Source organism: Xanthomonas sp. A1809, assembly GCF_017746015.1.
Lineage (GTDB): Bacteria > Pseudomonadota > Gammaproteobacteria > Xanthomonadales > Xanthomonadaceae > Xanthomonas > Xanthomonas euvesicatoria.
In genome coordinates this window covers 213798-234537 of sequence record NZ_JAGHWZ010000016.1, presented here as the reverse complement: position 1 = coordinate 234537, position 20740 = coordinate 213798, and the positions used below count along the sequence as shown (strand labels likewise).

The following is a 20740-nucleotide window of genomic DNA, read 5'->3' as shown; positions in this document are numbered from 1 at the left end:
AAGGTCAGGGCTAATCAGGAAACTCCTAGTAGTGATTTAAAGGCTACGCTGCAAGTCCAACATATGACTCTGGTGTTTGCTCGGAGCACGTATCAAGATGTGGCCAGAGTCAGTCATCCTGTGACGCAGGATATGGTGGACAACTTGCAGTCCACGCTAAACAGATCACCGTTCCTTGCTGATCAGCTTAAGAAAGCGGCAACCACCGTCGATCCTTCGGATACATCAAGCCCGAAACGTGCACAACTTGAGAGCTTTGGATTTGTTGGACCGGGTGTCTCCGCCGGCGGGACCTATGATGGCAACAACAAGGTTATGAATTTGCCGCCGATTGGCTTGCAGACAGCATCTGCCAACAACCCTCAGGGCAGATTCTCTGAGAAAGATATGGTGTTCGTACTTGGGCATGAAATTCAACACAGCTTTAATCATGCGGATAAAACAAAAGCTACCGCCAACTTTCTGAATGATGTAAGGAGTCAGGCAATCGCCAAGACTCCTGTGCACGACTACACCAACGAGCTGCGTTCATATATCCAGTCGGGACGCGAGGACGAAGCGAAAGCAGAAATCGCGGGTTGGAATGCGTTACTCAGCCACGAAAGACAGTCTAATCCGACTGCCAATGGCCTTGATCTCATGTTAAACACCAAGAATGCGAGGACGCTAGATTTCGTACACAGGGATCCGCTTACCACTAAGGCAGTGGCAAATCCTGGCCTCGGCTTCAATCAGGATGGCAGTTTGTCTCCAACGGTCAGCAACATCGCCGCAATGGGCCAGCATTACTTCGACCGTCCATCTCCCCTCTACGCGCAGCCAGGCCAGCACCCGGTAGGCCTCGGCGAGCACCGCAATCAAGCTGGCCAGCTGCAGCCCACTGCGGATTATACCAATTACTACGGCACCTGGGCTGTCGAGCAGATCCTGCAGGCCGAAGATCGCGCGAACGTGATGTATCAAGGTGCCCGGCCGCAAGTGACCATCGATATGGCAGCGCTGGGGCTCAAGGAACATTTGATCGAGAACGAAGGGCTGGACCGAGGCGTCAACAAGTCACCGTTTCCGTATCAGGACACAAGTACCCGGCCGCCCACGCTGCATCATTTCGACCATACCCAGGATGGAAGCGTGAATCCCGCGCACGACCATACCTATGTTCCGGTTGTGCCCAGTGCGCCTGCTGCAACGGGCTCGCTCGGGCCGGACGATCCTGCGCACCCGGATCACCGCATGCTGGAGCAGATTCGCAGTGGCGTCCGCAAGATCGACGAAAGCGTGGGCAAGCCGTACGACGACATGAGCGAGCGCGTCAGCCGTAGCCTGCTGGCGGTGTGCAAAGACAACCGCGAGGCCTACCCGGCCGCAGGGGATCGCTCGCTGGCAGACAATGCGTTGAGCCGCGTGGACCATGTTGTGATGGGCAAGACCGGCAACGTGTTTGCGGTAGAAGGGCGGCTGGATGACCCAGCGCACAGGCGGGTGCACGTGGAGATCGACCAGGCAATCCGCACCCCGGTGGAACAGTCGGACCAGAAACTCCTGGCGGCCAACCAAGCCATTGCGCAGGAAAGGGCGCTGACGCAGCAGCAAGAGCTGGCGCGTGGAATGAACGAGCCTAACCAGGGCAGCCTGTCCCGCTAGATCGCACGCTTGCGGAGCACCACGACGCCATCAGAGCCCGATGGCGGTCTGCGTTGCATCACCTCACACCGCTTGATACACGCCAAACCCGCAGTACGCATATGCTAGTTGCGCACCGGCGCAGGGCGAGCGCTGTAACTTGACCCTAGCCACCACCGCCCGCACACTCCCGCTCGGAGCCTAGAAACTCCACACAGACAGCGGCACCCACCTCCGAGAATTTGGTGGGTTTTTTGTGTCTGGCCGAAAGGCCTGGCACGGCTCGGCGTTCTTGCGCCGGGAGGGCGGCGAATACAACACCCGCAAGGGGAATAAGCCCGCCGGCTGTCTGCGGTTTCTAGCCTCCCGGCATCCCGCTGCGTTGTGCAGCGGGAGCCAGCCCATGGCAAGGAGAGCGGCATGCACGACGAACCCGGCTACTGGATGTCCGAAGGCACGCAATACCGCCTGCTATGCGTATGCGACCAGCTGCGCCTGCTCGCTACCTTGGCCACACCGCGTTCGTGCGACGAAAGCACCATGGGCGTGCCGGCCATTCCACTACGGCAGTGGGCGCATTGCATGCAGCAGTTGGCTAAGCAGGTGGACGACGTATTGGACGCCTTGGGCACTGCTGGATAGTGCGCCTCCTTCGACGCACGCGAGGCGCCATGTGAGCGTGGTCGGGCGACGTCGCTGGCTTTGCTCGCTGACTGACCACATAACCTTTCGTGTTGACAGCGCTTTTGCAACGGGTCGTTAGCATTCTGTCGCGTTGATGCGGCTGCAGGTAAAGCCGTGCTTGTCTTCTCCCTGGAGTGATTACCTACATGCATGCCCTGATTGTTGTTGCACATCCCGAGCCGCGCTCGCTGACGCACGCCATTGCCGCGCAGGTGAGCGCTGGGCTGGAGGCGGCCGGCGGCGGCCACACGGTCGAGGTTGCTGACCTGGCGCAGGAAGGTTTCGACCCGCGCTTCAACCAGGCTGACATCGCGCTCTTTCAGCAGCGCGCGGCACCTGCGCCAGATGTAGCGGCCGAACACGCGCGGCTGGACCGGGCCAATGCGCTGGTGCTGGTGTTCCCGATTTACTGGTGGTCGTTTCCGGCGCTGCTGAAAGGTTGGATCGACCGGGTGTTTACGCTGGGCTGGGCGTTCGACGAAAGCGCCGACGGCAAGATCATGAAGAAGCTGCAGCACCTGGACGTCCACATGCTGGCCATCGGCGGCGCAGACGAGCGCACCTACGCGCGGCACGGCTACTTCGGTGCGATGAAGACACAGATCAATCACGGCATCTTCGATTTCTGCGGTGCGCCGGTACGCACCTCGGAACTGCTGACAGTGCCGGATGCGGGCTTTCCGCAATCGCACTTCGACACAGCGCGCGCAATTGGTGCGCGGTTGTTTGCCGCAAAAGCAGCTGCATGTAGATGACCCGGCGCACTCCAGGCTACGGCTGCCGCGTCATTGTGATTGGCAGGTCTGCAAGCTGCCTGCGTGCCTGCGTGCCTGCGTGCCGATGATGCGCGCGCGTCATGACCTCGCTTGCATGATGCCGCGCTGGTCATGACGTGCAACCGCACCAGCGTTTGCTGGCCGCGCATGCACCCTGCGCGGCCGCGCGTCCGGGGTCGTGCAGCAACCTGTCGCCCGCCATCACGCATCACTCAAACGGCCGCGGAGACGGGCGCGAGGAGTTGACAAAGGTCTGGTACAGCGCTGCCGCACGCTCATCTGCAACGACGCTTTCGATACCGCTCAAACCTCTTTGTGCGATGGCCGCCGATGCCTTGCGATCGCCGAGCAGATAGGCGAGCCGCAGATACGCTGCGCTCTCGACCAGGCTCTTTTGCAGGGTGTCGCCGTTGTAGACCTCGGACAGCCCATAGTAGGCGTAGATATTTCCGGTGGCTGCGGCCTTGCGCAATGTGGCCACGCCGCTCTCGAAACGGCCGCCAAGTGCGGTCTTGCTGCCGTAGAGCACAGTGGCCGCCGGATTGCCCGCCTGCGATTCGGCCTGCAACTGGGCCAGATCCAGCTTGCTCAAGCGTGCGTGCTCGGTCGGCGACGGGTAGCCGTGGGCAATCAGCCAGTGCGCTTCTGCCTGCGAGCTGGCCAGCAATGGGCCGCCAGCGATGCAGGCGCCTGAGCCGGGATTGCAGAGATACGGCGTTGTGGCGGCATGGGTCTGCGCTACACGCGTAGCCGGTGACCGCGAGACGTTGTTCGGTGCGGCACTGGCGGTGCGCGCGTGGGCCGTGGGCGCGATGGCCCGGGGGTGTGTGCACTGGCGGCGGCGCGTCGGTGCAGCTGCTGAGTGCCACGACGGGGAGCGCGATCAGTGCGGTGCTAACGACGTTCATAGGGCTGTCCTGATGCATGCAAGATGTGCGGGGTGCACATGCCGCAGCTGCGTTGCTCCTTGAGCCTGCACCTTGCGCGGCAGCGATGGCGCGGTCAAGTCCGCTGCACGCTGCTGCCGCTTTTTATCTCAGCCATGCCATTGACCCGCTGCGCGTGGCGAAGGCGCAGCAAATACATGCCTGCATAGCAGCGTTCGCTGGCGGCGAGGCGGGCTGGCAGCAGACGGGCGCATGGCATTGCACTGGCAGGCGTTTGGACTTTGGCCGCGCGCAATGCATGGCTCATGGCTTTGGGTCTGATCGACCGCCGGTGGATGTCCCCAGGTTTTGGCGGTGGCGCCTGCACCTGCTTCCGCAACGCATCAAAGCAGACGCAACAGTCGGCGATTTCGGCATTTCTGGACCGAAAACACAGCGATGTTTGCGTAATTGGGCTGCTTGAGACAATGCGTGACGTTTGTCGTTCTTTTCTCGTATACCGTGGCGAACAACACACCAAAGTGTGATGGGTGTCTCATATTCGAGGAGGGAGCTGGCCATGGGCGAGAACGGAACGGGGCTGCACACGCGGCCGGTGGGTGCAGAGCGGGCGTCGGCCCAGCCATGGGCTGCACTGCTGCCGGGGTTGGCATGGCCAGCAGGGATTGGCCGCCCGGCCGCGCCGACGCGCACCACGGCAGACGCAGCCAACCTCAAGCGTCTGCTACGCAAGGGCGCGCGCAGCCTTGTACGCACCTTGCCCTGGCGGCACCAGGACCGGCTGTACTTCCTGCATACGTTTGGACGCCTGCCGGATCTGTACGCACCGAAATGCTTCAACGAGAAGATCCTCTACCGCAAGTGTGTGCACGGTGATTACCCGCAATACCAGCGGCTGGCCGACAAGTTCGCGGTGCGGCCGTATGTGGCGGCCAGGATCGGCCAGGCGCATTTGATCCCGCTATTGCTGGATACCACCGACCCGCAAGATTTGCTGCGCTTGCCGCAGTGGCAGCAGACGGTGATCAAGGCCAACCACGGCGCGGCCATGGTGGAGGTGGTGCGCGATGAGCCGGACGCGCAACAGAAACGCCGCATCATCGCGCGCTGCGGCCAATGGATGCGCACCGATTTTTCCGACATGGTGCGCGAGATCCATTACCGCGATATTCCGCCGCGCATTCTGGTGGAAAAATATATCGGCGATGCGCAGCAGGTGCCGGTGGACTACAAGTTCCACATGTTTGGCCAGGCCGATGGCACGTTCAAATACGTGTTGCAGGTGATCTACGGCCGCTTCGACACGCCGAAATTGTCGATGACGTTTTTCGTCGGCAATTTGCACGATGCGTTCCATCGCATCCGCGACGACGGCCGCGCACCGCCATGTGCGCCGGAGTTGCTGGAGCAAGCGCTGGAACTGAGCAAGGTGCTGGCCAGCGACTTCGATTACGTGCGGGTGGATTGGTATATCCAGCACGGGCAGGTGTATTTCGGCGAACTCACCTTTACCCCAGGCGCCGGGTTGGTGACCGGATTGGGCCGCGGGCTGGACCGGATGATGGGCGATATGTGGGTGCAGCGGCGCGCGCCTGAAGAGCCGGGTCTGCCGATGCAGGGGTTTGGTGTGGGTGTGCGCGTGCCACAGCGGTGAAGCGTCAACGCAGGTGCGCTGCCCAGCCGATGCCGATGCAGCGCGCCAGCGCGTCTACCCCACGGGCTGCGTCAAGCCGGCCTGTTTGGCAAATTCGCCAGCGGCCCAGTCCAGAAACACGCGCACCCGTGGCGACAGCTGGCGGGCGCGGGAATACAGCAGCGACACCGGGTTGGAGGGCGGCGGGGTGTCGCGCAGGATTTCCACCAGCGTGCCTTGCTGCAGGTCGTGCGCCACATGGAAGCGCGGCACCTGCGCGATGCCCAGGCCAAGCCGGATGCCGGCCAGATAGCTCTCGGTACCGGTGACGCTGAGCGGGCTGGGCAATGCGAAGGTACGCACCCCCTGCGCGGTCTGGAACTCCAGCGGCGTGACCACGCCGGTGGTGATCGAACGCAAGCCGACCATACGATGTTGGTCCAGCGCTTCCAGCTGCGCAGGCAGGCCGAAACGTCGCAGGTATTGCGGCGTGGCGCAGGTGAGGCGTTCGAGCATGGCCACGCGGCGTGCAACCAGTTCGCTGTCGCGCAGAGGGCCATAGCGCAGTACGCAGTCGATGCCTTCTTCCACCAGATCCACCCAGCGATCGCTCTCGCTCATCACCAGCTGGATCTGCGGGTAGTGCGCAAAAAACGCCGGCAATCCGGGCAGCAGGAAGTGCCGCGCCAGCGTGCCCTGCACTTCCACCCGCAGCAGCCCCTTGGGTGCCACGCCACGGAAGCTGCCTTCGGCATCGTCCACGTCGTCGAGGATGCGCATGCAGCGTTGATGGAAGAGCTCGCCATCGAGCGTGGGCCGCACCACGCGCGTGGTGCGCTGTAACAGGCGCACGCCCAGGCGCGCTTCCATCTCGGCGATGACCTTGGTGGCGGTGGAGCGCGGAACTTCCATGTCGTTGGCCGCTGCAGTGAAGCTGCGCCGCTCCACGATCCGCACGAACAACCGCATGGCGTCGAACCGATCCATGACACTCCTTGCCCACTGTTCGGGCGCTGGAAACAGTGCTGTGCAGTTTAGTGTGATGATTATCCTGTCATTGCATTGGATAGTTTCCGCAACGCCGCAGCCCGCGGCATAACGGAAGAACATGCATGACTCAGCAGCACACTGTTGCAGTAATTACCGGGGCCTCCCGCGGTATTGGCGCTGCCATCGCGCAGCGATTGGCCGGCGATGGCTTTGCCGTCGTGCTCAACTACGCCGGCCATGCGGATGAGGCCGATCAACTGGTGCGCAGCATCGAAGCGGCCGGTGGCCGCGCGATCAGCGTGCAGGCCGATGTCAGCGATCCGGTCGCCGTCGAGCGCCTGTTTGCCGCGGCCGAGACTGCGTTCGGCGGCGTGGATGTGCTGGTCAACAACGCCGGCATCATGCAGCTGGCCACGCTGGCCGACAGCGACGATGCCTTGTTCGACAAACACATCGCGATCAATCTGAAAGGCACCTTCAACACGCTGCGCCAGGCCGCACGACGGCTGCGCGACGGCGGCCGCATCGTCAACCTGTCCACCAGCGTGGTCGGCCTGAAGCTGGAAACCTACGGGGTGTATGCGGCCACCAAGGCGGCGGTGGAAACGCTGACGGCGATCCTGTCCAAGGAATTGCGCGGGCGTGCCATCACCGTCAACGCGGTGGCGCCTGGCCCGACCGGCACGGCGCTGTTCCTGGACGGCAAGTCGCCGGAATTGATCGAACGCTTGTCCAAGGCCAACCCGCTGGAACGTCTTGGCTGCCCGGACGACATCGCGGCAGCGGTGGCGTTCCTGGTCGGCCCGGATGGCGGCTGGATCAACGGCCAGGTCCTGCGCGCCAACGGCGGCATGGTCTGACCCGCTGTGGCGCGCGGCAGTGCGCACGCTGCTGGTTTTCCCTCTCAAGGAGCAATGACATGCGCAAACGCATTCTGGTGACTGGCGCGTCCAGCGGCTTTGGCCGATTGGCCGCACAAGCGCTGGCCGCCGCCGGCCACACCGTCTACGCCTCCATGCGCGATACCGCCGGCCGCAATGCCGGCGTGGTGCACGAGATGGCCGACTTGGCGGGCAAGCAGCAGCTGGCCTTGAACACGGTCGAGCTGGACGTACAATCGCAGGCCTCGGCCGACGCGGCGGTGGCATCCATCGTGGCGCAGGCCGGTGGGCTGGACGTGGTGGTGCACAACGCCGGGCACATGGTGTTCGGCCCGGCCGAGGCGTTCACCGCCGAACAGCTGGCGCAGGTCTACGACATCAACGTGCTGGGCACCCAGCGGGTCAACCGCGCGGCATTGCCGCACTTGCGGGCACAGCAGCAGGGCCTGTTGGTGTGGGTGTCCAGCAGCAGCTCGGCAGGCGGCACCCCGCCGTATCTGGGCCCTTATTTCGCGGCCAAGGCGGCGATGGATGCCTTGGCGGTGCAGTACGCACGCGAGTTGGCACGCTGGGGCGTCGAGACCTCGATCGTCGTGCCCGGCGCCTTCACCAAGGGCACCAACCACTTTGCCCATGCCGGTATGCCCGACGACGCCGCGCGCGCCGCTGCGTACGAGGCCGGCCCGTATGCGGGCTTTGGCGAACAGGTGCAGCAGGCATTTGCGCGCCTGGTGCCCGAAGACGCCGACGTGGCCGAGGTGGCGCAGGCGATCGTGCAGGTGGTGAACGCACCGTTCGGCAAGCGGCCGTTCCGGGTGCATATCGACCCGGCGGGCGACGGCGCGGACGTGGGCTTTGCGGTCCTCGATCGCCTGCGCGCGGAGATGCTGCACCGTGTGGGATTGGATGATCTGTTGGCACCGCGCGTGGTGGAATGATGGGATGCGGCAGGCGCTTGGAGTGCCTGCCGGCCGTAGAGCGGCTAACAGACGGTGGCGAGCAGTCGTCAGCTGGATGTGGACGGCGCACTCACAACCGACGTGTCGGCGCGGTGCATGCCGCACCGAGCACCGGCTGCGCCCGCCTGGTGGCTGTGCCGTGGTTTTGTTGGCCGCTCTTCTTAGCGTGAAAGACGGTTCCTGCGAAGCGCACGCTCCCACCGCATCACGTGCACCAGCACAATGTGCTGCCCATCCACGCGGTAGAACACGCGGCAAGGTGGTTCGACAATCTGGCGATAGCGCGAGCGCTGGAGTCCTGTGGCCGGCTTCCGCTGTCCGGGTGTTCAATCAATTGCTCAACCTGCGGCAACACCCATTTGACCAGCGCCGCCGCTGCAGCGGGTGCGTTATCGATTGCGATGTCGTCGGCAATCGCGTCCAGATCAGCCAATGCCGGCACCGACCAGATTATTTCAGCCATCGCGCCATGCGTTGCTGTGCCTGTTCATGGCGCAGCGTACGGCCTTGCGCGACTGCCATTTCTCCACGGGCGATTCCTTCCAGGAGCGCAATGCGCTGCTGCATGCGCTCATCGCTGGCAACATCCACCAGATAGGCACTGGGTAAACCGTGCTGTGTGATCAGGATTGACTCCTTGTCGCGCTCTGCAGCTGCAAGGGGTTCGGTCGCCTGACGCTTGAGCGTGGTGACAAGTTCGGTGCGCATGCAGTGACATTAAGTATCACTTCGGGCGGGGCGAGCGGCCGGCCCGAGGACGCCACACTGCGTGGTCACCCCTCGCCCAACGGCCGCAGGCACAGCCAGATGGCGCACCAGTGCGACAGCGCGCCGCCCAGCACATGGGCGTGCCAGATGGCGCGGTTGTAGACCATGGATTTGCGCACGTAGAACGCCACGCCCACGGTGTAGAAGGCGCCGCCGGCAACGATGAGCCACAGCACCGCGCTGTCCAGCCCGGCGATCATCTGGTTGATCACCACGATGCCGGCCCAGCCCAGCAGCAGATAGATCGCCACCCAGAAGCCCTTGGCGATGCCGGGCAGGCACAACTTGGCGAACACGCCGAACAGGGCCACGCACCAGACGCTGAGGATCATCACCCAGCGCCAGGTGCCGTCCAGCGCCACCAGGAAAAACGGCGTGTAGGAGCCGGCAATCATGACGAAGATGCCGGCGTGGTCGAACTTGCGCAGCATCGGCTGGCGCTGCGGCGGTGCGAAGTTGTAGGCCGCCGAACAGGCGAACATCACCAGCAGCCCCAGCGCGTAGATGCAGGTGGCCAGCAGCATGGTCTGGTTGGCGTGCGCGCGCACCACCATCCAGGCGCCGCCGACGATGGCCAGCAACAGGCCGGCAGCATGCACCGCGATATCGGCGCGGCGGGCAGAAACGGACTTGTAATGCGGAGCAGTGACGTTGGCAGGCACGGGCACGGCGTTTCTTCGGTGTGGGGGATCCCACAGCGTGCAAGGCAGCCGTGACGCTGTGGGGGCGACAGGATACCCGGCTTGCTGAATCCGCTCAGTGAGGCAGGCTGGGCGCGGGCGCGCCGGTCTCATACCCTGAGACATCCTTTTCGTTTGATCTCCCTCTTTGGGAGCCCTTGCCGTATGCCTCCGTTTGCCCTCGCTCCCCGCACCGAAACCGCCGAACGCGCGCTGGCCACCACCGACGGCCGGCCCAGCCGCGACGGCGCGTTGCTCACGCAGCGCCTGGAACGGCGTTACCACGACCGCATCACCGGCAGCTTCACCATCCCCGGGCGCGACGGCAGTTACGCGCCGATCCCGGAGGATGTGCCGGCCGCATTGGCAGATGCGCTGCAGGCGCGCGGCATCAGCCAGCTCTACAGCCACCAGGCCGATGCCTGGGCAGCGACACAGCGCGGCGAGCATGTGGCGATCGTGACGCCCACCGCCTCGGGCAAATCGCTGTGCTACACGCTGCCGGTGGTGAGCGCGGCGATGACCAGCGGCGCCAAGGCCTTGTACCTGTTCCCGACCAAGGCGCTGGCGCAGGACCAGGTGGCCGAGCTGCTGGAGTTGAACCGCGCCGGCGAGCTGGGGGTCAAGGCCTTCACCTTCGACGGCGACACGCCCGGCGATGCGCGCCAGGCGATCCGGCTGCATGGCGACATCGTGGTGAGCAACCCGGACATGCTGCATCAGGCGATCCTGCCGCATCACACCAAGTGGGCGCAGTTCTTCGAGAACCTGCGCTATGTGGTGATCGACGAGATCCACACCTATCGCGGCGTGTTCGGCAGCCACGTCACCAATGTGCTGCGCCGGCTCAAGCGCATCTGCGCGTTCTATGGCGCCACCCCGCAATTCATCCTGTGCTCGGCCACCATCGGCAACCCGCACGCGCACGCGCAGGCCTTGATCGAAGAGCAAGTGCATGCCATCACCGAATCGGGCGCGCCCACCGGCGACAAGCATGTGCTGTTGTGGAACCCGCCGGTGGTCAATGCGGATCTGGGCCTGCGTGCCTCGGCGCGTTCGCAGAGCAACCGCATCGCGCGCATTGCCATCAAGAGCGGCCTGAAGACGCTGGTGTTCGCGCAGACGCGCCTGATGGTGGAAGTGCTGACCAAGTATCTGAAGGACATCTTCGACCACGACCCGCGCAAGCCGGCACGCATTCGCGCCTACCGCGGCGGCTATCTGCCCACCGAGCGGCGCGAGGTGGAGCGTGCGATGCGTGCCGGCACGATCGACGGCATCATTTCCACCTCGGCGCTGGAACTGGGCGTGGATATCGGCGCACTGGACGTGGTGATCCTCAACGGCTACCCCGGCAGCGTGGCGGCCACCTGGCAGCGCTTCGGCCGTGCCGGGCGCCGCCAGCAACCGGCGCTGGGCGTGCTAGTGGCCAGCTCGCAACCGCTGGACCAATACGTGGTGCGACACCCGGATTTCTTTGCCGATGCCTCGCCCGAACATGCGCGTACCGCACCGGACCAACCGCTGATCCTGTTCGATCACATCCGTTGCGCGGCCTTCGAGCTGCCGTTCATTGCCGACGAGCCATTCGGCCCGATCGACCCGGTGGTGTTCCTGGAAGCGCTGGCCGAAAGCGAGGTGATCCACCAGGAAGGCGACCGCTGGGAATGGATCGCCGACAGCTACCCGGCCAATGCGGTGAGCCTGCGCTCGGTGGCCGATGGCAACTTTGTGGTGGTGGACAAGAGCGACGGCAAGCAGCAGATCATCGCCGAGGTGGATTATTCGGCCGCTGCACTTACATTGTACGAAGGCGCCATCCACATGGTGCAGAGCACGCCCTACCAGGTGGAGCGGCTTGATTGGGAAGGCCGCAAGGCGTACGTGACGCGCACGCATGTGGACTACTACACCGACAGCATCGACTACACCAAGTTGAAGGTGCTGGACCGCTTCGACGGCGGCGTGGCCGGCCGTGGCGATTGCCACCACGGCGAAGTGCACGTGGTGCGGCGCGTGTCCGGCTATAAGAAGATCCGCTACTACACGCACGAAAACATCGGCTACGGGCCGGTGAATCTGCCCGACCAGGAATTGCACACCACCGCGGTATGGTGGCAGTTGCCGCAGGCCACGCTGGGCAAAGCCTTTACATCCAAGCAGGATGCGCTGGATGGATTTCTGGGCGCTGCCTATGCATTGCACGTGGTGGCCACGGTCGCCGTGATGGCCGATGCGCGCGATCTGCAAAAGGCGGTGGGCAATGGCGACGGCGCCTGGTTTGCAGTGGCCGACCAGACCGGGCGTGGGCAACTGCGCGGCGTGGAAGAAGGCGATGCGGCCACGGTGGAATTGCAGCAGGCGTTCGTGCCCACGGTGTATCTGTACGACAACTTCCCTGGCGGGGTGGGCTTGAGCGAGCCGCTGTGGCTGCGCCAGGCCGAGCTGCTGCAGCGCGCGGACGAATTAGTACGGCGTTGCGATTGCAGCGCCGGCTGCCCGGCCTGCGTGGGCCCGGTGCTGGCCGCACATGAAGCCGCCAAAGGCGAATCGCCCAAGTCGCTGGCGCTGACGGTGCTGGCGTTGTTGTTCGATGCCGATGCGCCATTGCGGCATGCCACACAGGTGGACGAGGACCTGGCGCTGGACGTGCTTGCATGAGTGTGAGTGCGGACCGGCTGCGTTTGTTGCGGCGTCAGGCCGGGCAGGGGGATGTGCCTGCGCCGGCGAAGGCTGACGATGGCGATGCGCTGCACGATGCGCCGGCGGTCGATGCGCAGGCTGCGGATGCCGCGCCTGTCGATGAGGCCGCGCAGCCAGCTTGCGGCGCCCACACGCAGGGCACGACGCCTGCGCCTGGTCATGCCACGGGCGTCAGCGCCGAACGTCTGCGCCTGCTGCGCCGTCAGGTTGGCGGCCTGACGCCGGCAGCGCGCAAGGACGATGCGATCATGCCGACACGTGCACAGCGGGCAGCGGTCTCCAGCGCCGCGTTACCTACTGCGGGCTTGCCGCTGCGAGAGAACGCAGCTGCACGTCATGGCGCCGTGGCCGCTCGCCCCAACGAGGCGCGCGACGCATCAACACGCACGCGCCGCGCCTTGCAGGCGCCCATGCCTGCACCGCCTGCGCGCGAGGCATCGGTATTTGCGTGGGTGGAGCACGATGTGCGCCACAAGCCGGCGCTGCCTACGAATGTCGATGTCGATGCAATCATCGCCGCGGATGCGGATAGCGCACGCCATTGGCCCACAGCGCGCAGCACAGCGACAACATCGCCCGCATCGATATCGCCGGCACCACCGGTACAGCACCGCACCGATATCGCCGGCCTGCGCAAGATGATCGGCCTGCGCGAACGCGCGGTTTCGGTGCATGCACCCATCCGCGCGCCATCCACCGACCGATCTCTGCCTGGCAACGAGATCGCGCCCGGCCTGCATCTGATCCAGGCGTTCCTGCCACAGGCGATTCCTACCGAGGCGCTCTCGCTGGCCTTCGCCAAACGCGACGATGCCGTCGACCCGATGGACCTGCTGTTCTTCGATACCGAAACCACCGGTCTGGCCGGCGGTACCGGCACCCGCGCCTTCATGATCGGCGTGGCCGATTGGGTGGCCGATGCCGTGCAGGGCAACGGCCTGCGCGTGCGTCAATTGATGATGTCCACGATGGCGGCCGAAAGCGCGATGCTGGATCTGTTCCGCACCTGGCTGACACCGCGCACCGTCCTGTCCAGCTACAACGGCCGCTGCTACGACGCCCCGCTGCTGAAGACGCGCTACCGCCTGGCACGTCGCGGCGACCCGATTTCTGCACTGGACCATGTGGATCTGCTGTTCCCCACGCGCCGGCGCTATCGCGGCACCTGGGAGAACTGCAAGCTGTCCACCATCGAACGGCAACTGCTGCGCGTGGTGCGCGAAGACGACCTGCCCGGCTCCGAGGCCCCGGCCGCCTGGTTGAGTTACCTGCGCGGCGGCAGCGCGCGCAACCTGCGCCGCGTGGCCGAACACAACCACCAGGATGTGGTGACGCTGTCGCTACTGATGCAACGGCTGGTGGCAGTGGACGCGCAGGAGCGCAATGCGCTGACGTTGGCGCGCACGCCTTGACCGGTCATGCGATTTAAGTGGGGAGTTAGTGCAGGGCAGGAGGTTGGCCGGACTTGCCCCACGACAGGGCGCTTGACGCACGCTGCGTGCACTCCACGACCACCCGTCCGGCCATTCATTGCGGCGTGTTGAGCCACATGGCGCGCCAGCCATGGGTGGATGCTTGCGGTGGACGACATGCAACGCCGTGATGGCGCACCGCAGGCGGCTGCGGGTCATTCCGATCAGGCCACGCAGTCGCCTCCACCGATGAATCGATGGGAGGCAACGTCGGATGCGTATGCAGGTAACGCGGCGGCGCACGCCGCGGCACCTGCACGCAGGGCACTGCAACGCGGCTGATCGGCCGCCCCACCGCTCCGGGCGCCGGCTTGCCGGTGCAGGCGCGTGATCTCTCCCAATCCCTGACGCTGCCCAAGCGTGGCTTGGGCGTCTGCATGCCGCCCCAAGTGCTCAACCTGCCAACCGAAGCGGTGAGCTTGGAAGGTTCAATCCGTCTCGGTCTGCCTGGCCTGCTCGTTGAGATAGTGGGTCACAGGCGCGCCACGGTATTTGTCGGTCAGCAAACCAAGCGCTTTGGCGCGCTTGTCCAGCGCACGCGTTGCCGCAGGGTCATTGACCATGTCTGCGGTGTGATCGTGTTGCTTGCCTTCGCGAACCGCGGCGATGTGATTCGGGTCGGCGGGGATGGAGCTGGCCTGAAATTGCTGGGTTCGCTGCTTCACGATCTCGGCGTCCCGGTTGATATCGATGGGCGTTTCCGGCGGTACGTCGAGTTCGTTGCCGGTATGGCCCCGGGCCAGCGTGCGGTTTTCCAGGATGGCGAGCAATTCGGCCTCGGGCTGATCGGTCAACAGGCTTTCGCCATCGTCGCGAAACGCGCCGGCCGTGGTGCGCTTGACGCCGAAGGCCTCGTTGGTGAGCTTTTGGAGCTCACCGAAGTTGCGGTAAACGTAGTAGTCCTTGTCGTGATTGGCGCGCGGCACGGAAAAGTCCTCATACCGGTAGCTCACCGAATACGCGGCCTTCGCGTAGGCCGAGTCCGGCTGGCGCATCCGCGTCCGAGCCATTTCCATGGCCTTGCCGGCATCGCTGTCGTCGGTGGCCACCGCCTCCACGATCACCGGGCGCATCTTGGTCCAGCTGTCCAGCCACTGCATTGCGGTGTCTGCGAGCCCCGCGGCGCCCTGCTCATTACTTCGAAAGAAGCCGCGCAAGCGCTCGTCGTTCAACATGCCCTGGCTCAAGACCGGCACCACGTTGATCTTGGCCAGCAAGCGATCCAGCGCGGCGCGGCGCGGCGCATCCTGCGAGTGCAACGGGTTGATCTGGTAGTGCTTGTACAAATTGGACAGGAATTGGTCAAAGCCGCCCGTGTAGTACTTGGCATAGACCTTGATCGCCGCAGCCTTGCGCAGGTCCGGCCGGCGCATCAGCAGCATCGCCACCGCTTCGCCGGTATTTTCCTTGCAATCCAGCGCCACCGACATCGGCTCGGGCTTTTTGAGCACGTGCTCCAGCATCTGCTCCACACCGGCGATGGTCTGGTCGGTCTTGACGTAGTTTCCATCAGACGGGTTGCGAATCACCAACGACATTTCACGCAGCTCGGCAAACGGCACCTGCGACACCAATCGGTTCTGCGGGTCGCCTGCCATGCGGCCGATGCTGAAATCGTGCATCAACACCGGCACGCCATCGGAACTGACTTCGACGTCCAGCTCCAGATTGCGGTAGCCCTGCTCGTAGGCATGATCGATGGACGCCAGCGAGTTTTCCGGAATGCCGGCGTGATTATCGAACAGCCCGCGATGCACCATGACGTCCTTTCCGAACGCACGCGTGCTGGGTGCCTCGAAGTAGTGGTCGTGCACGAGCGATTTTCGATGATTGCGCAACAGCGCTTGCTTGCCTTCCAGCAGGCGATGGTCGTTGGCCTTGAAGAACCCGGCGCCACCGTCGCGGGCCGGCACCTCGTGGCCGTGATAGCGCGCGGCTTGCTGCAGCTTGCGCCGCCCCGGCGTGCCTGCGGCAGGCTGCAGCCAGTTCGGCGTTGCCAGCCCGTGGCCGGAGAGATTCAACTGCTTGCCAAGCGCGGCAAGCGCCGCGTCGCTGAAGGTGTCGCCAGGGGCAAACGCGCGCTGCAGATTGAAGATGATGCGACCTTGTTGTGCATCGATCAGCACCGGGCCTGCGGCCGCACGTGCGCGTGCGGGCAGCCCGCGCGACATGGCATTGAAGGCGGCGGTATCCAGATACACCGGCTCCAGTGTGCCGGCGGCAAAGCGTGCGGCAATGCTGTCGGGTTTGAGCGCCGTGCCGGCCTGCGCAAGATGCGTGGCAAGCTTGGCTTGCAGGGTCTGCACGGTGATCTGGCGCGCCTGCACTTCGGCCAGACGCTGCTCTGAGAATTCGCTGTCGAGCGCCACCAGGGCCGGCTTGCCGGTCATCGCGCTGTCGTTCAACGGCACCAGCGGGGGCATATTGGTGGCGCGGCGACGCGGCCTTTCTCGCAGTGGCGGAGTGTTGCCCGGCATGTGCGGCACCTGCGTCGGGCTGATCGCACTGGTGTGCGTCGGTAGTGCCGGCGCGGCAGTGTGCGCGATAGAAGGTTGCAGAGGACCGATACGCATGATGACCTCGAAAACGCGGCGGGCGGCCAGTAAAGCGCGTGGCATATGACAATTGGCAAATTAGGCGAAAAGTACCGCCCGGATGCGAAACGATGCCTGCGTTGCGCGCGCTGGCAGGCGTGCGGCGCAGGCATTGTTTGGACGCGTTGCCAGCACTTGGCGCGTATATCGCCGCGCATGCGGTGCGCTAGAACAGCGTTTCCTTGAACGGCAGCATGGCCGCGCCCAGCACGGTGGCATGCGCCGTCACCTGCCCGACCTGCAGCGTGGGATACGGCAATGCAACGCCACGCCGCGGCGCAGGTTCGAAGGCGATGCGGGCGATCAGCCGTTGCGCAAGATCGGTGGGCAGGCGCGCGCCAAAAACAATCACACGCGGATCGATCAACGCAATGATCGCCGCCACCGCAAGCGTCACGGTCGGCTCCACTGCATCCAGCCACGCATCGATCTGCGGCCACGCCGCATCGTAGTGCTGCAGCATGGTGTGCAGGTCCGGCAGCGCGTGGCCATCGGCGGCCAGCGCCTGGCGCAGGCTTTCCAGGGTTGGCCGCGCCATGCCGGTGATGGCCGAGATGCGCCCCAGTTCGCCCCCATTGCCGTGCGCGCCGCGGCGCACGTTGCCGGCCGCAATCACGCCGGCAGCAAAGCCGTCGGAGATCGACAGATACACCAGGTCCGGCGATTGGCGGCCAATGCCGTACACGGCCTCGGCCAGGGCGGCGCAATGGGCGTCGTTGTCCATCCAGACCGGTAGCTGCAGGCAATCGGCGACAAACCGGTCCAGCTCCACCTGCATCCATTCCGCTGCCAGCGACAAGGGCGGATTGACCCGGGTGCCGTCGCCGATGCGCGGGCCAGTCATGCTCAGACCGACGCCAAACACATGCTGCCGATCCACGCCGGCCGCCGTTAGCAGTGCCTCCACCAGGGCCGGCAGTTGTGCACGCACCACCGCCAGCGTCAGCGGGAAGGCCGTGAGCTGGCGCATGCCGCGGACCTGGCCGGCGAAGTCGATCAGCACCACCGCAAAGCCATCGACCATCACCGACACCCCCACGCTGTATGCATACCCCGGCACCAGGCTCACCTGCGCGCTCGGTTGGCCACGGCCACGCCGCAACGAGGGCCGCAGCTGCAGCAGGCCGTGCGCCACCAGCGGGTCGACGATGCCCTTGATGCCGGGCACGCTGAGCCCGCTGGCGCGCGGCAGATCCGCACGCTCGAATTGCCCTGCCCTGCGGATCAGATCCAGCAGCAGGCGCTCGCTGGAACCGGCGGCCTGCCCATCGCTGCGGCGGCGGTAATGCGAACGAATGGCTGCGTTTGCGAACAAAGAGGGCATGCAGGGCGAAACGTCCGTCGTTGTCATAATTGCTTTAATTAAGCAGCTTAATTTAATCCGTCCGCGGCCCTGCGTTGGGGCCACCGACGTTGATATCGTGCCATGCGCCTGTTGCATCCCCCTTCCCGCCCCACTCGCATTGCCCCGTCTTGGCCACAGCCTCCGCATGCGCTGTCGCTTGCGCTGGGGCTGGCCTTGATCGGCTGGCTTCCCTCGCACGCCACCGCCGCCGACATGTCCGGCGGAGGCGACGCGCTGACCATGGACGCGGTGCAGGTGCGCAACCCGTTCCAGTCGCAGAACACGCGCGCCATCGCCACCAAGCAGGCGGCGCCCACCATCGTCGATTCGGTCGCCGCCGACAGCATCGGGCAACTGCCGGACTTCAATGTGGGCGATGCGCTGCGCCGGGTCACCGGCGTGAGCACGGTCGAGTACCAGGGCGAACCACGCTATGTGACGGTGCGCGGCCTCAACGGCAACTACAACAGCATGCTGATCGACGGCTTTGCCTTCGCCAGCAACGACATCGGTAGCCGCCAGGCGCTGATGGATGTGCTGCCGGCCAACTTCGTGGACCGCATCGATGTGGTGAAGTCGCTGCTGCCGGAGAACGATGGCGGCGCGATCGGTGGTGTCACCAATCTGGTCACCGCCACCGGCTTTGCCCGGCCCGATGGGCTGCTGACCGCCTCGGCCAAGGGCGGCGCCAACCTCATGGGAAGCCGCTATGGCGGCCGCACGCCGGTGGGCGAAGGCGAGCTGAAATGGGGCAAGCGCTTCGGGCGTGACGGCCAGTTCGCGTTTTTGGGGGCGGCCAGCGTCTGGCGCCGCGAGATTTCGGTGCCGCAGCAGGAAAATGGCGGCGCCCTCAATTGGTACAACGCCGACGGCACGCGCGCGTCGTCGGCCTATGGCGGCACCGGCGCGGCGGTGCCCAGCGAACGGCGCTGGTACAACTACGACAACACCCGCGAACGGCGCAGCGTGACCGCACGCGTGGATTGGCAGCCGGATGGTCCGCTCAGCGGCCATGTGTCCGGCTACACGTTCGACCAGCACGAATCTTCCGACCGCAATGCCCAGGTCGCCCAGGTGCAGAACAGCGCGCGCCTGACCCGCAGCGGCCCGCAAAGCGGCACGCTGGACAATCTCAACCAGCTCGTCGAGTTGGGGCAGCTGCGCTGGAAGCGCGGGCTGTCCGGCATCAACGGCGAACTGCTGGCCGAGCTGCCTGACCAGTGGCGCGGCGCGCTGCGCGCAAGCACCTCGCGCGCCACGGTGGACAACCCGCAGACCTGGGACCGCTTCCAGCAGAATGGCCTGGCTTACGGCTTCGATTGGAATGGCACCCTGCCGGCATTCACGGCCCTGGACCCGGCCCTGGCCGACGACCCGACCCGTTACGCCAACCTCAACCACCAGCAGGAGCGCACGACCTACGCCGAACGGGTGAGCGACCTGCAACTGGAGCTCCGTCGCAACATGGACGAAGACAGCCAGGGGCTGGGACTGGCCTTTGGCCTGCGACAGGTGCGCACGCACATGCAGACCGCGTTCCAGCGCACGACCTGGAGCGGGTTGCCTTATTCGCTGGCCGATGTGCTGGGCAACGCCACCTGCGCCCTGGGTTGCAATGCGCCCATGTTGATCATCGACCCGGACCTGGCCGACGCGCGCTGGGATGCGGTGTCCGGCCAGGCGCGCGGCGTGGCGGACATCACCGCGCAGAACAGCGGCACCTACAGCGTGGATGAGCAGGTGCGCGCCGGCTTCGCACAAGCACAGTGGCGCGGCGAGCGCTGGCGGTTGGCCGGCGGCGTGCGCCTGGAGCAGACCCGCTTCGGCAGCAGCGGCCAGCAATTGAGCGGCACCGTCTGGGCGCCTGTCAGTGCGCAACGCACCTACCGCAACTGGTTGCCATCGCTGGCCGGCCAGTTGCAGACCAGTGCCAACGGCACGCTACGCTTCGGCGCCTCGCGCTCGATCGGGCGACCGCGCCTGGACCAGATGGCGTTGAACGGCGGCGTGCTCACGCTGGGCAGCAACCCGCCCACGCTCAACCAGGGCAACCCGGACCTGCAGCCGCGTCGCTCGCAGAATCTGGACCTTGGCCACGACTGGACGTTCGACGACGGTGGCAGCCTGCTGTCGATCGCGCTGTTCCACAAGACCATCGACAACGAGATTTTCCGTTACGGCCAGCTGCAGAGCATCGACGGCGAGCAGGTGCTGGTCACCCAACCGCGCAATACCGACCGGCCGGTCCGCATGCGCGGCGCCGAACTCGGCGCGATCAAGGAACTGGGCCCGTGGCTGCCCGCGCTGGCCGGGCTGTCGGTCGGTGCCAATGTCACCTTCCTGGACGTGGACTACCCGGTGGTGCTCGGCGATGGCAGCCGCACCACCTTGTCGGTGCTGCCGCAGCAGCCCAAGCAGCTGTGGAATCTGACCCTGAACTACGCCCGTGGGCCGCTGCGCAGCACCCTGGCCTGGAGCCGTACCGGCGAGCTGTGGGACGACCGCTACCCCAACTACAGCAACCAGCAGGAGTTTTATCGCAACCGCTACCAACAGCCGCTGGACCGTCTCGACCTGAAACTGGCCTGGGATGTCTCGCCGGCAGTGGCAGTGAGCCTGGATGTGCTCAACCTGACCGGCCAGGGCTACGAATACCGCATCGGCCGCCACCAGGAATACGTGCAATCGGCCTGGAAAATGGCACCCACCGTGATGCTCGGCGTCAACGTCAAACTCTGAGGGTTT

At 65.0% G+C, this 20740-nt stretch carries 15 protein-coding genes, 1 other RNA gene and 2 pseudogenes; 9 read left to right on the top strand and 9 right to left on the bottom strand.

Annotated elements, in window-relative coordinates:
* Nucleotides 1-48 precede the first annotated feature (48 nt).
* The 3 genes from J7396_RS22640 to J7396_RS19630 all read left to right on the top strand — a co-directional run bounded on the left by J7396_RS22640 (nucleotide 49) and on the right by J7396_RS19630 (nucleotide 3062).
* Nucleotides 49-1644 carry an XVIPCD domain-containing protein gene (locus tag J7396_RS22640; protein ID WP_244669754.1) on the top strand — a complete coding sequence of 532 codons (1596 nt, stop codon included), beginning with the start codon at nucleotides 49-51 and terminating at the stop codon, nucleotides 1642-1644.
* Nucleotides 1645-2043: 399 nt separating this feature from the next.
* Nucleotides 2044-2265, top strand: coding sequence for a hypothetical protein (locus J7396_RS19635; RefSeq protein ID WP_209261964.1), 222 nt, complete (start codon nucleotides 2044-2046; stop codon nucleotides 2263-2265).
* Between the two features lie 188 nt (nucleotides 2266-2453).
* A complete protein-coding gene (locus tag J7396_RS19630; protein WP_014088904.1) occupies nucleotides 2454-3062 on the top strand; it encodes an NAD(P)H-dependent oxidoreductase in 609 nt (202 codons plus the stop codon).
* A gap of 229 nt (nucleotides 3063-3291) precedes the next feature.
* On the opposite strand, the pseudogene J7396_RS19625 reads toward J7396_RS19630, so the two are convergent.
* Together J7396_RS19625 and J7396_RS19620 are read right to left on the bottom strand one after the other, a co-directional pair.
* Nucleotides 3292-3970 (bottom strand): annotated as a pseudogene (locus tag J7396_RS19625) (hypothetical protein).
* 115 nt (nucleotides 3971-4085) lie between these two features.
* The gene (locus J7396_RS19620; RefSeq protein ID WP_031420501.1) at nucleotides 4086-4277 is read right to left on the bottom strand and encodes a hypothetical protein; all 192 of its coding nucleotides are present in this window, start codon (nucleotides 4275-4277) and stop codon (nucleotides 4086-4088) included.
* Between the two features lie 252 nt (nucleotides 4278-4529).
* Between J7396_RS19620 and J7396_RS19615 the strand changes: the two genes are divergently transcribed.
* Nucleotides 4530-5624, top strand: a complete 1095-nt coding sequence (locus J7396_RS19615) for an ATP-grasp fold amidoligase family protein (protein ID WP_209261963.1) — start codon at nucleotides 4530-4532, stop codon at nucleotides 5622-5624.
* Nucleotides 5625-5678: 54 nt separating this feature from the next.
* Here J7396_RS19615 and J7396_RS19610 read toward each other — a convergent pair whose 3' ends face one another.
* Nucleotides 5679-6590: a LysR family transcriptional regulator gene (locus J7396_RS19610; protein ID WP_209261962.1), complete on the bottom strand. Its 912-nt coding sequence runs from the start codon at nucleotides 6588-6590 to the stop codon at nucleotides 5679-5681.
* 125 nt (nucleotides 6591-6715) lie between these two features.
* On the opposite strand from J7396_RS19610, the gene J7396_RS19605 reads away from it, so the two are divergent.
* Nucleotides 6716-7453 carry an SDR family oxidoreductase gene (locus J7396_RS19605; RefSeq protein ID WP_008574050.1) on the top strand — a complete coding sequence of 246 codons (738 nt, stop codon included), beginning with the start codon at nucleotides 6716-6718 and terminating at the stop codon, nucleotides 7451-7453.
* A gap of 59 nt (nucleotides 7454-7512) precedes the next feature.
* Nucleotides 7513-8412 (top strand): SDR family NAD(P)-dependent oxidoreductase, encoded by a 900-nt coding sequence (locus J7396_RS19600; protein WP_209261961.1) that lies wholly within the window; start codon nucleotides 7513-7515, stop codon nucleotides 8410-8412.
* A 42-nt stretch (nucleotides 8413-8454) separates the two neighbouring features.
* Here the strand turns inward: J7396_RS19600 and J7396_RS19595 are convergent.
* The 4 genes and pseudogenes from J7396_RS19595 to J7396_RS19580 all read right to left on the bottom strand — a co-directional run bounded on the left by J7396_RS19595 (nucleotide 8455) and on the right by J7396_RS19580 (nucleotide 9869).
* A non-coding RNA gene (locus J7396_RS19595) (sX9 sRNA) lies at nucleotides 8455-8531 on the bottom strand.
* Between the two features lie 63 nt (nucleotides 8532-8594).
* Nucleotides 8595-8896: pseudogene (locus J7396_RS19590) on the bottom strand (type II toxin-antitoxin system RelE/ParE family toxin).
* Nucleotides 8884-9141, bottom strand: coding sequence for a type II toxin-antitoxin system prevent-host-death family antitoxin (locus J7396_RS19585; RefSeq protein WP_209261960.1), 258 nt, complete (start codon nucleotides 9139-9141; stop codon nucleotides 8884-8886). Before J7396_RS19585 ends, J7396_RS19590 begins: the two are co-directional and overlap by 13 nt.
* A gap of 65 nt (nucleotides 9142-9206) precedes the next feature.
* Nucleotides 9207-9869 carry a hemolysin III family protein gene (locus J7396_RS19580; protein ID WP_011345814.1) on the bottom strand — a complete coding sequence of 221 codons (663 nt, stop codon included), beginning with the start codon at nucleotides 9867-9869 and terminating at the stop codon, nucleotides 9207-9209.
* Between the two features lie 177 nt (nucleotides 9870-10046).
* Between J7396_RS19580 and J7396_RS19575 the strand changes: the two genes are divergently transcribed.
* Nucleotides 10047-12542 carry a DEAD/DEAH box helicase gene (locus tag J7396_RS19575; protein WP_029818119.1) on the top strand — a complete coding sequence of 832 codons (2496 nt, stop codon included), beginning with the start codon at nucleotides 10047-10049 and terminating at the stop codon, nucleotides 12540-12542.
* Nucleotides 12539-13996, top strand: a complete 1458-nt coding sequence (locus J7396_RS19570) for a ribonuclease H-like domain-containing protein (protein WP_209261959.1) — start codon at nucleotides 12539-12541, stop codon at nucleotides 13994-13996. The genes J7396_RS19575 and J7396_RS19570 overlap by 4 nt, the downstream gene beginning before the upstream one ends.
* A gap of 488 nt (nucleotides 13997-14484) precedes the next feature.
* Here the strand turns inward: J7396_RS19570 and avrBs2 are convergent, their stop codons facing one another.
* The gene (gene avrBs2, locus J7396_RS19565) at nucleotides 14485-16674 is read right to left on the bottom strand and encodes a type III secretion system effector avirulence protein AvrBs2 (protein ID WP_209261958.1); all 2190 of its coding nucleotides are present in this window, start codon (nucleotides 16672-16674) and stop codon (nucleotides 14485-14487) included.
* A gap of 142 nt (nucleotides 16675-16816) precedes the next feature.
* Nucleotides 16817-17974, bottom strand: a complete 1158-nt coding sequence (locus J7396_RS19560) for an ROK family protein (RefSeq protein WP_057682020.1) — start codon at nucleotides 17972-17974, stop codon at nucleotides 16817-16819.
* Nucleotides 17975-18076: 102 nt separating this feature from the next.
* On the opposite strand from J7396_RS19560, the gene J7396_RS19555 reads away from it, so the two are divergent.
* Nucleotides 18077-20734, top strand: coding sequence for a TonB-dependent receptor (locus tag J7396_RS19555; protein WP_209261957.1), 2658 nt, complete (start codon nucleotides 18077-18079; stop codon nucleotides 20732-20734).
* Nucleotides 20735-20740: the final 6 nt, after the last annotated feature.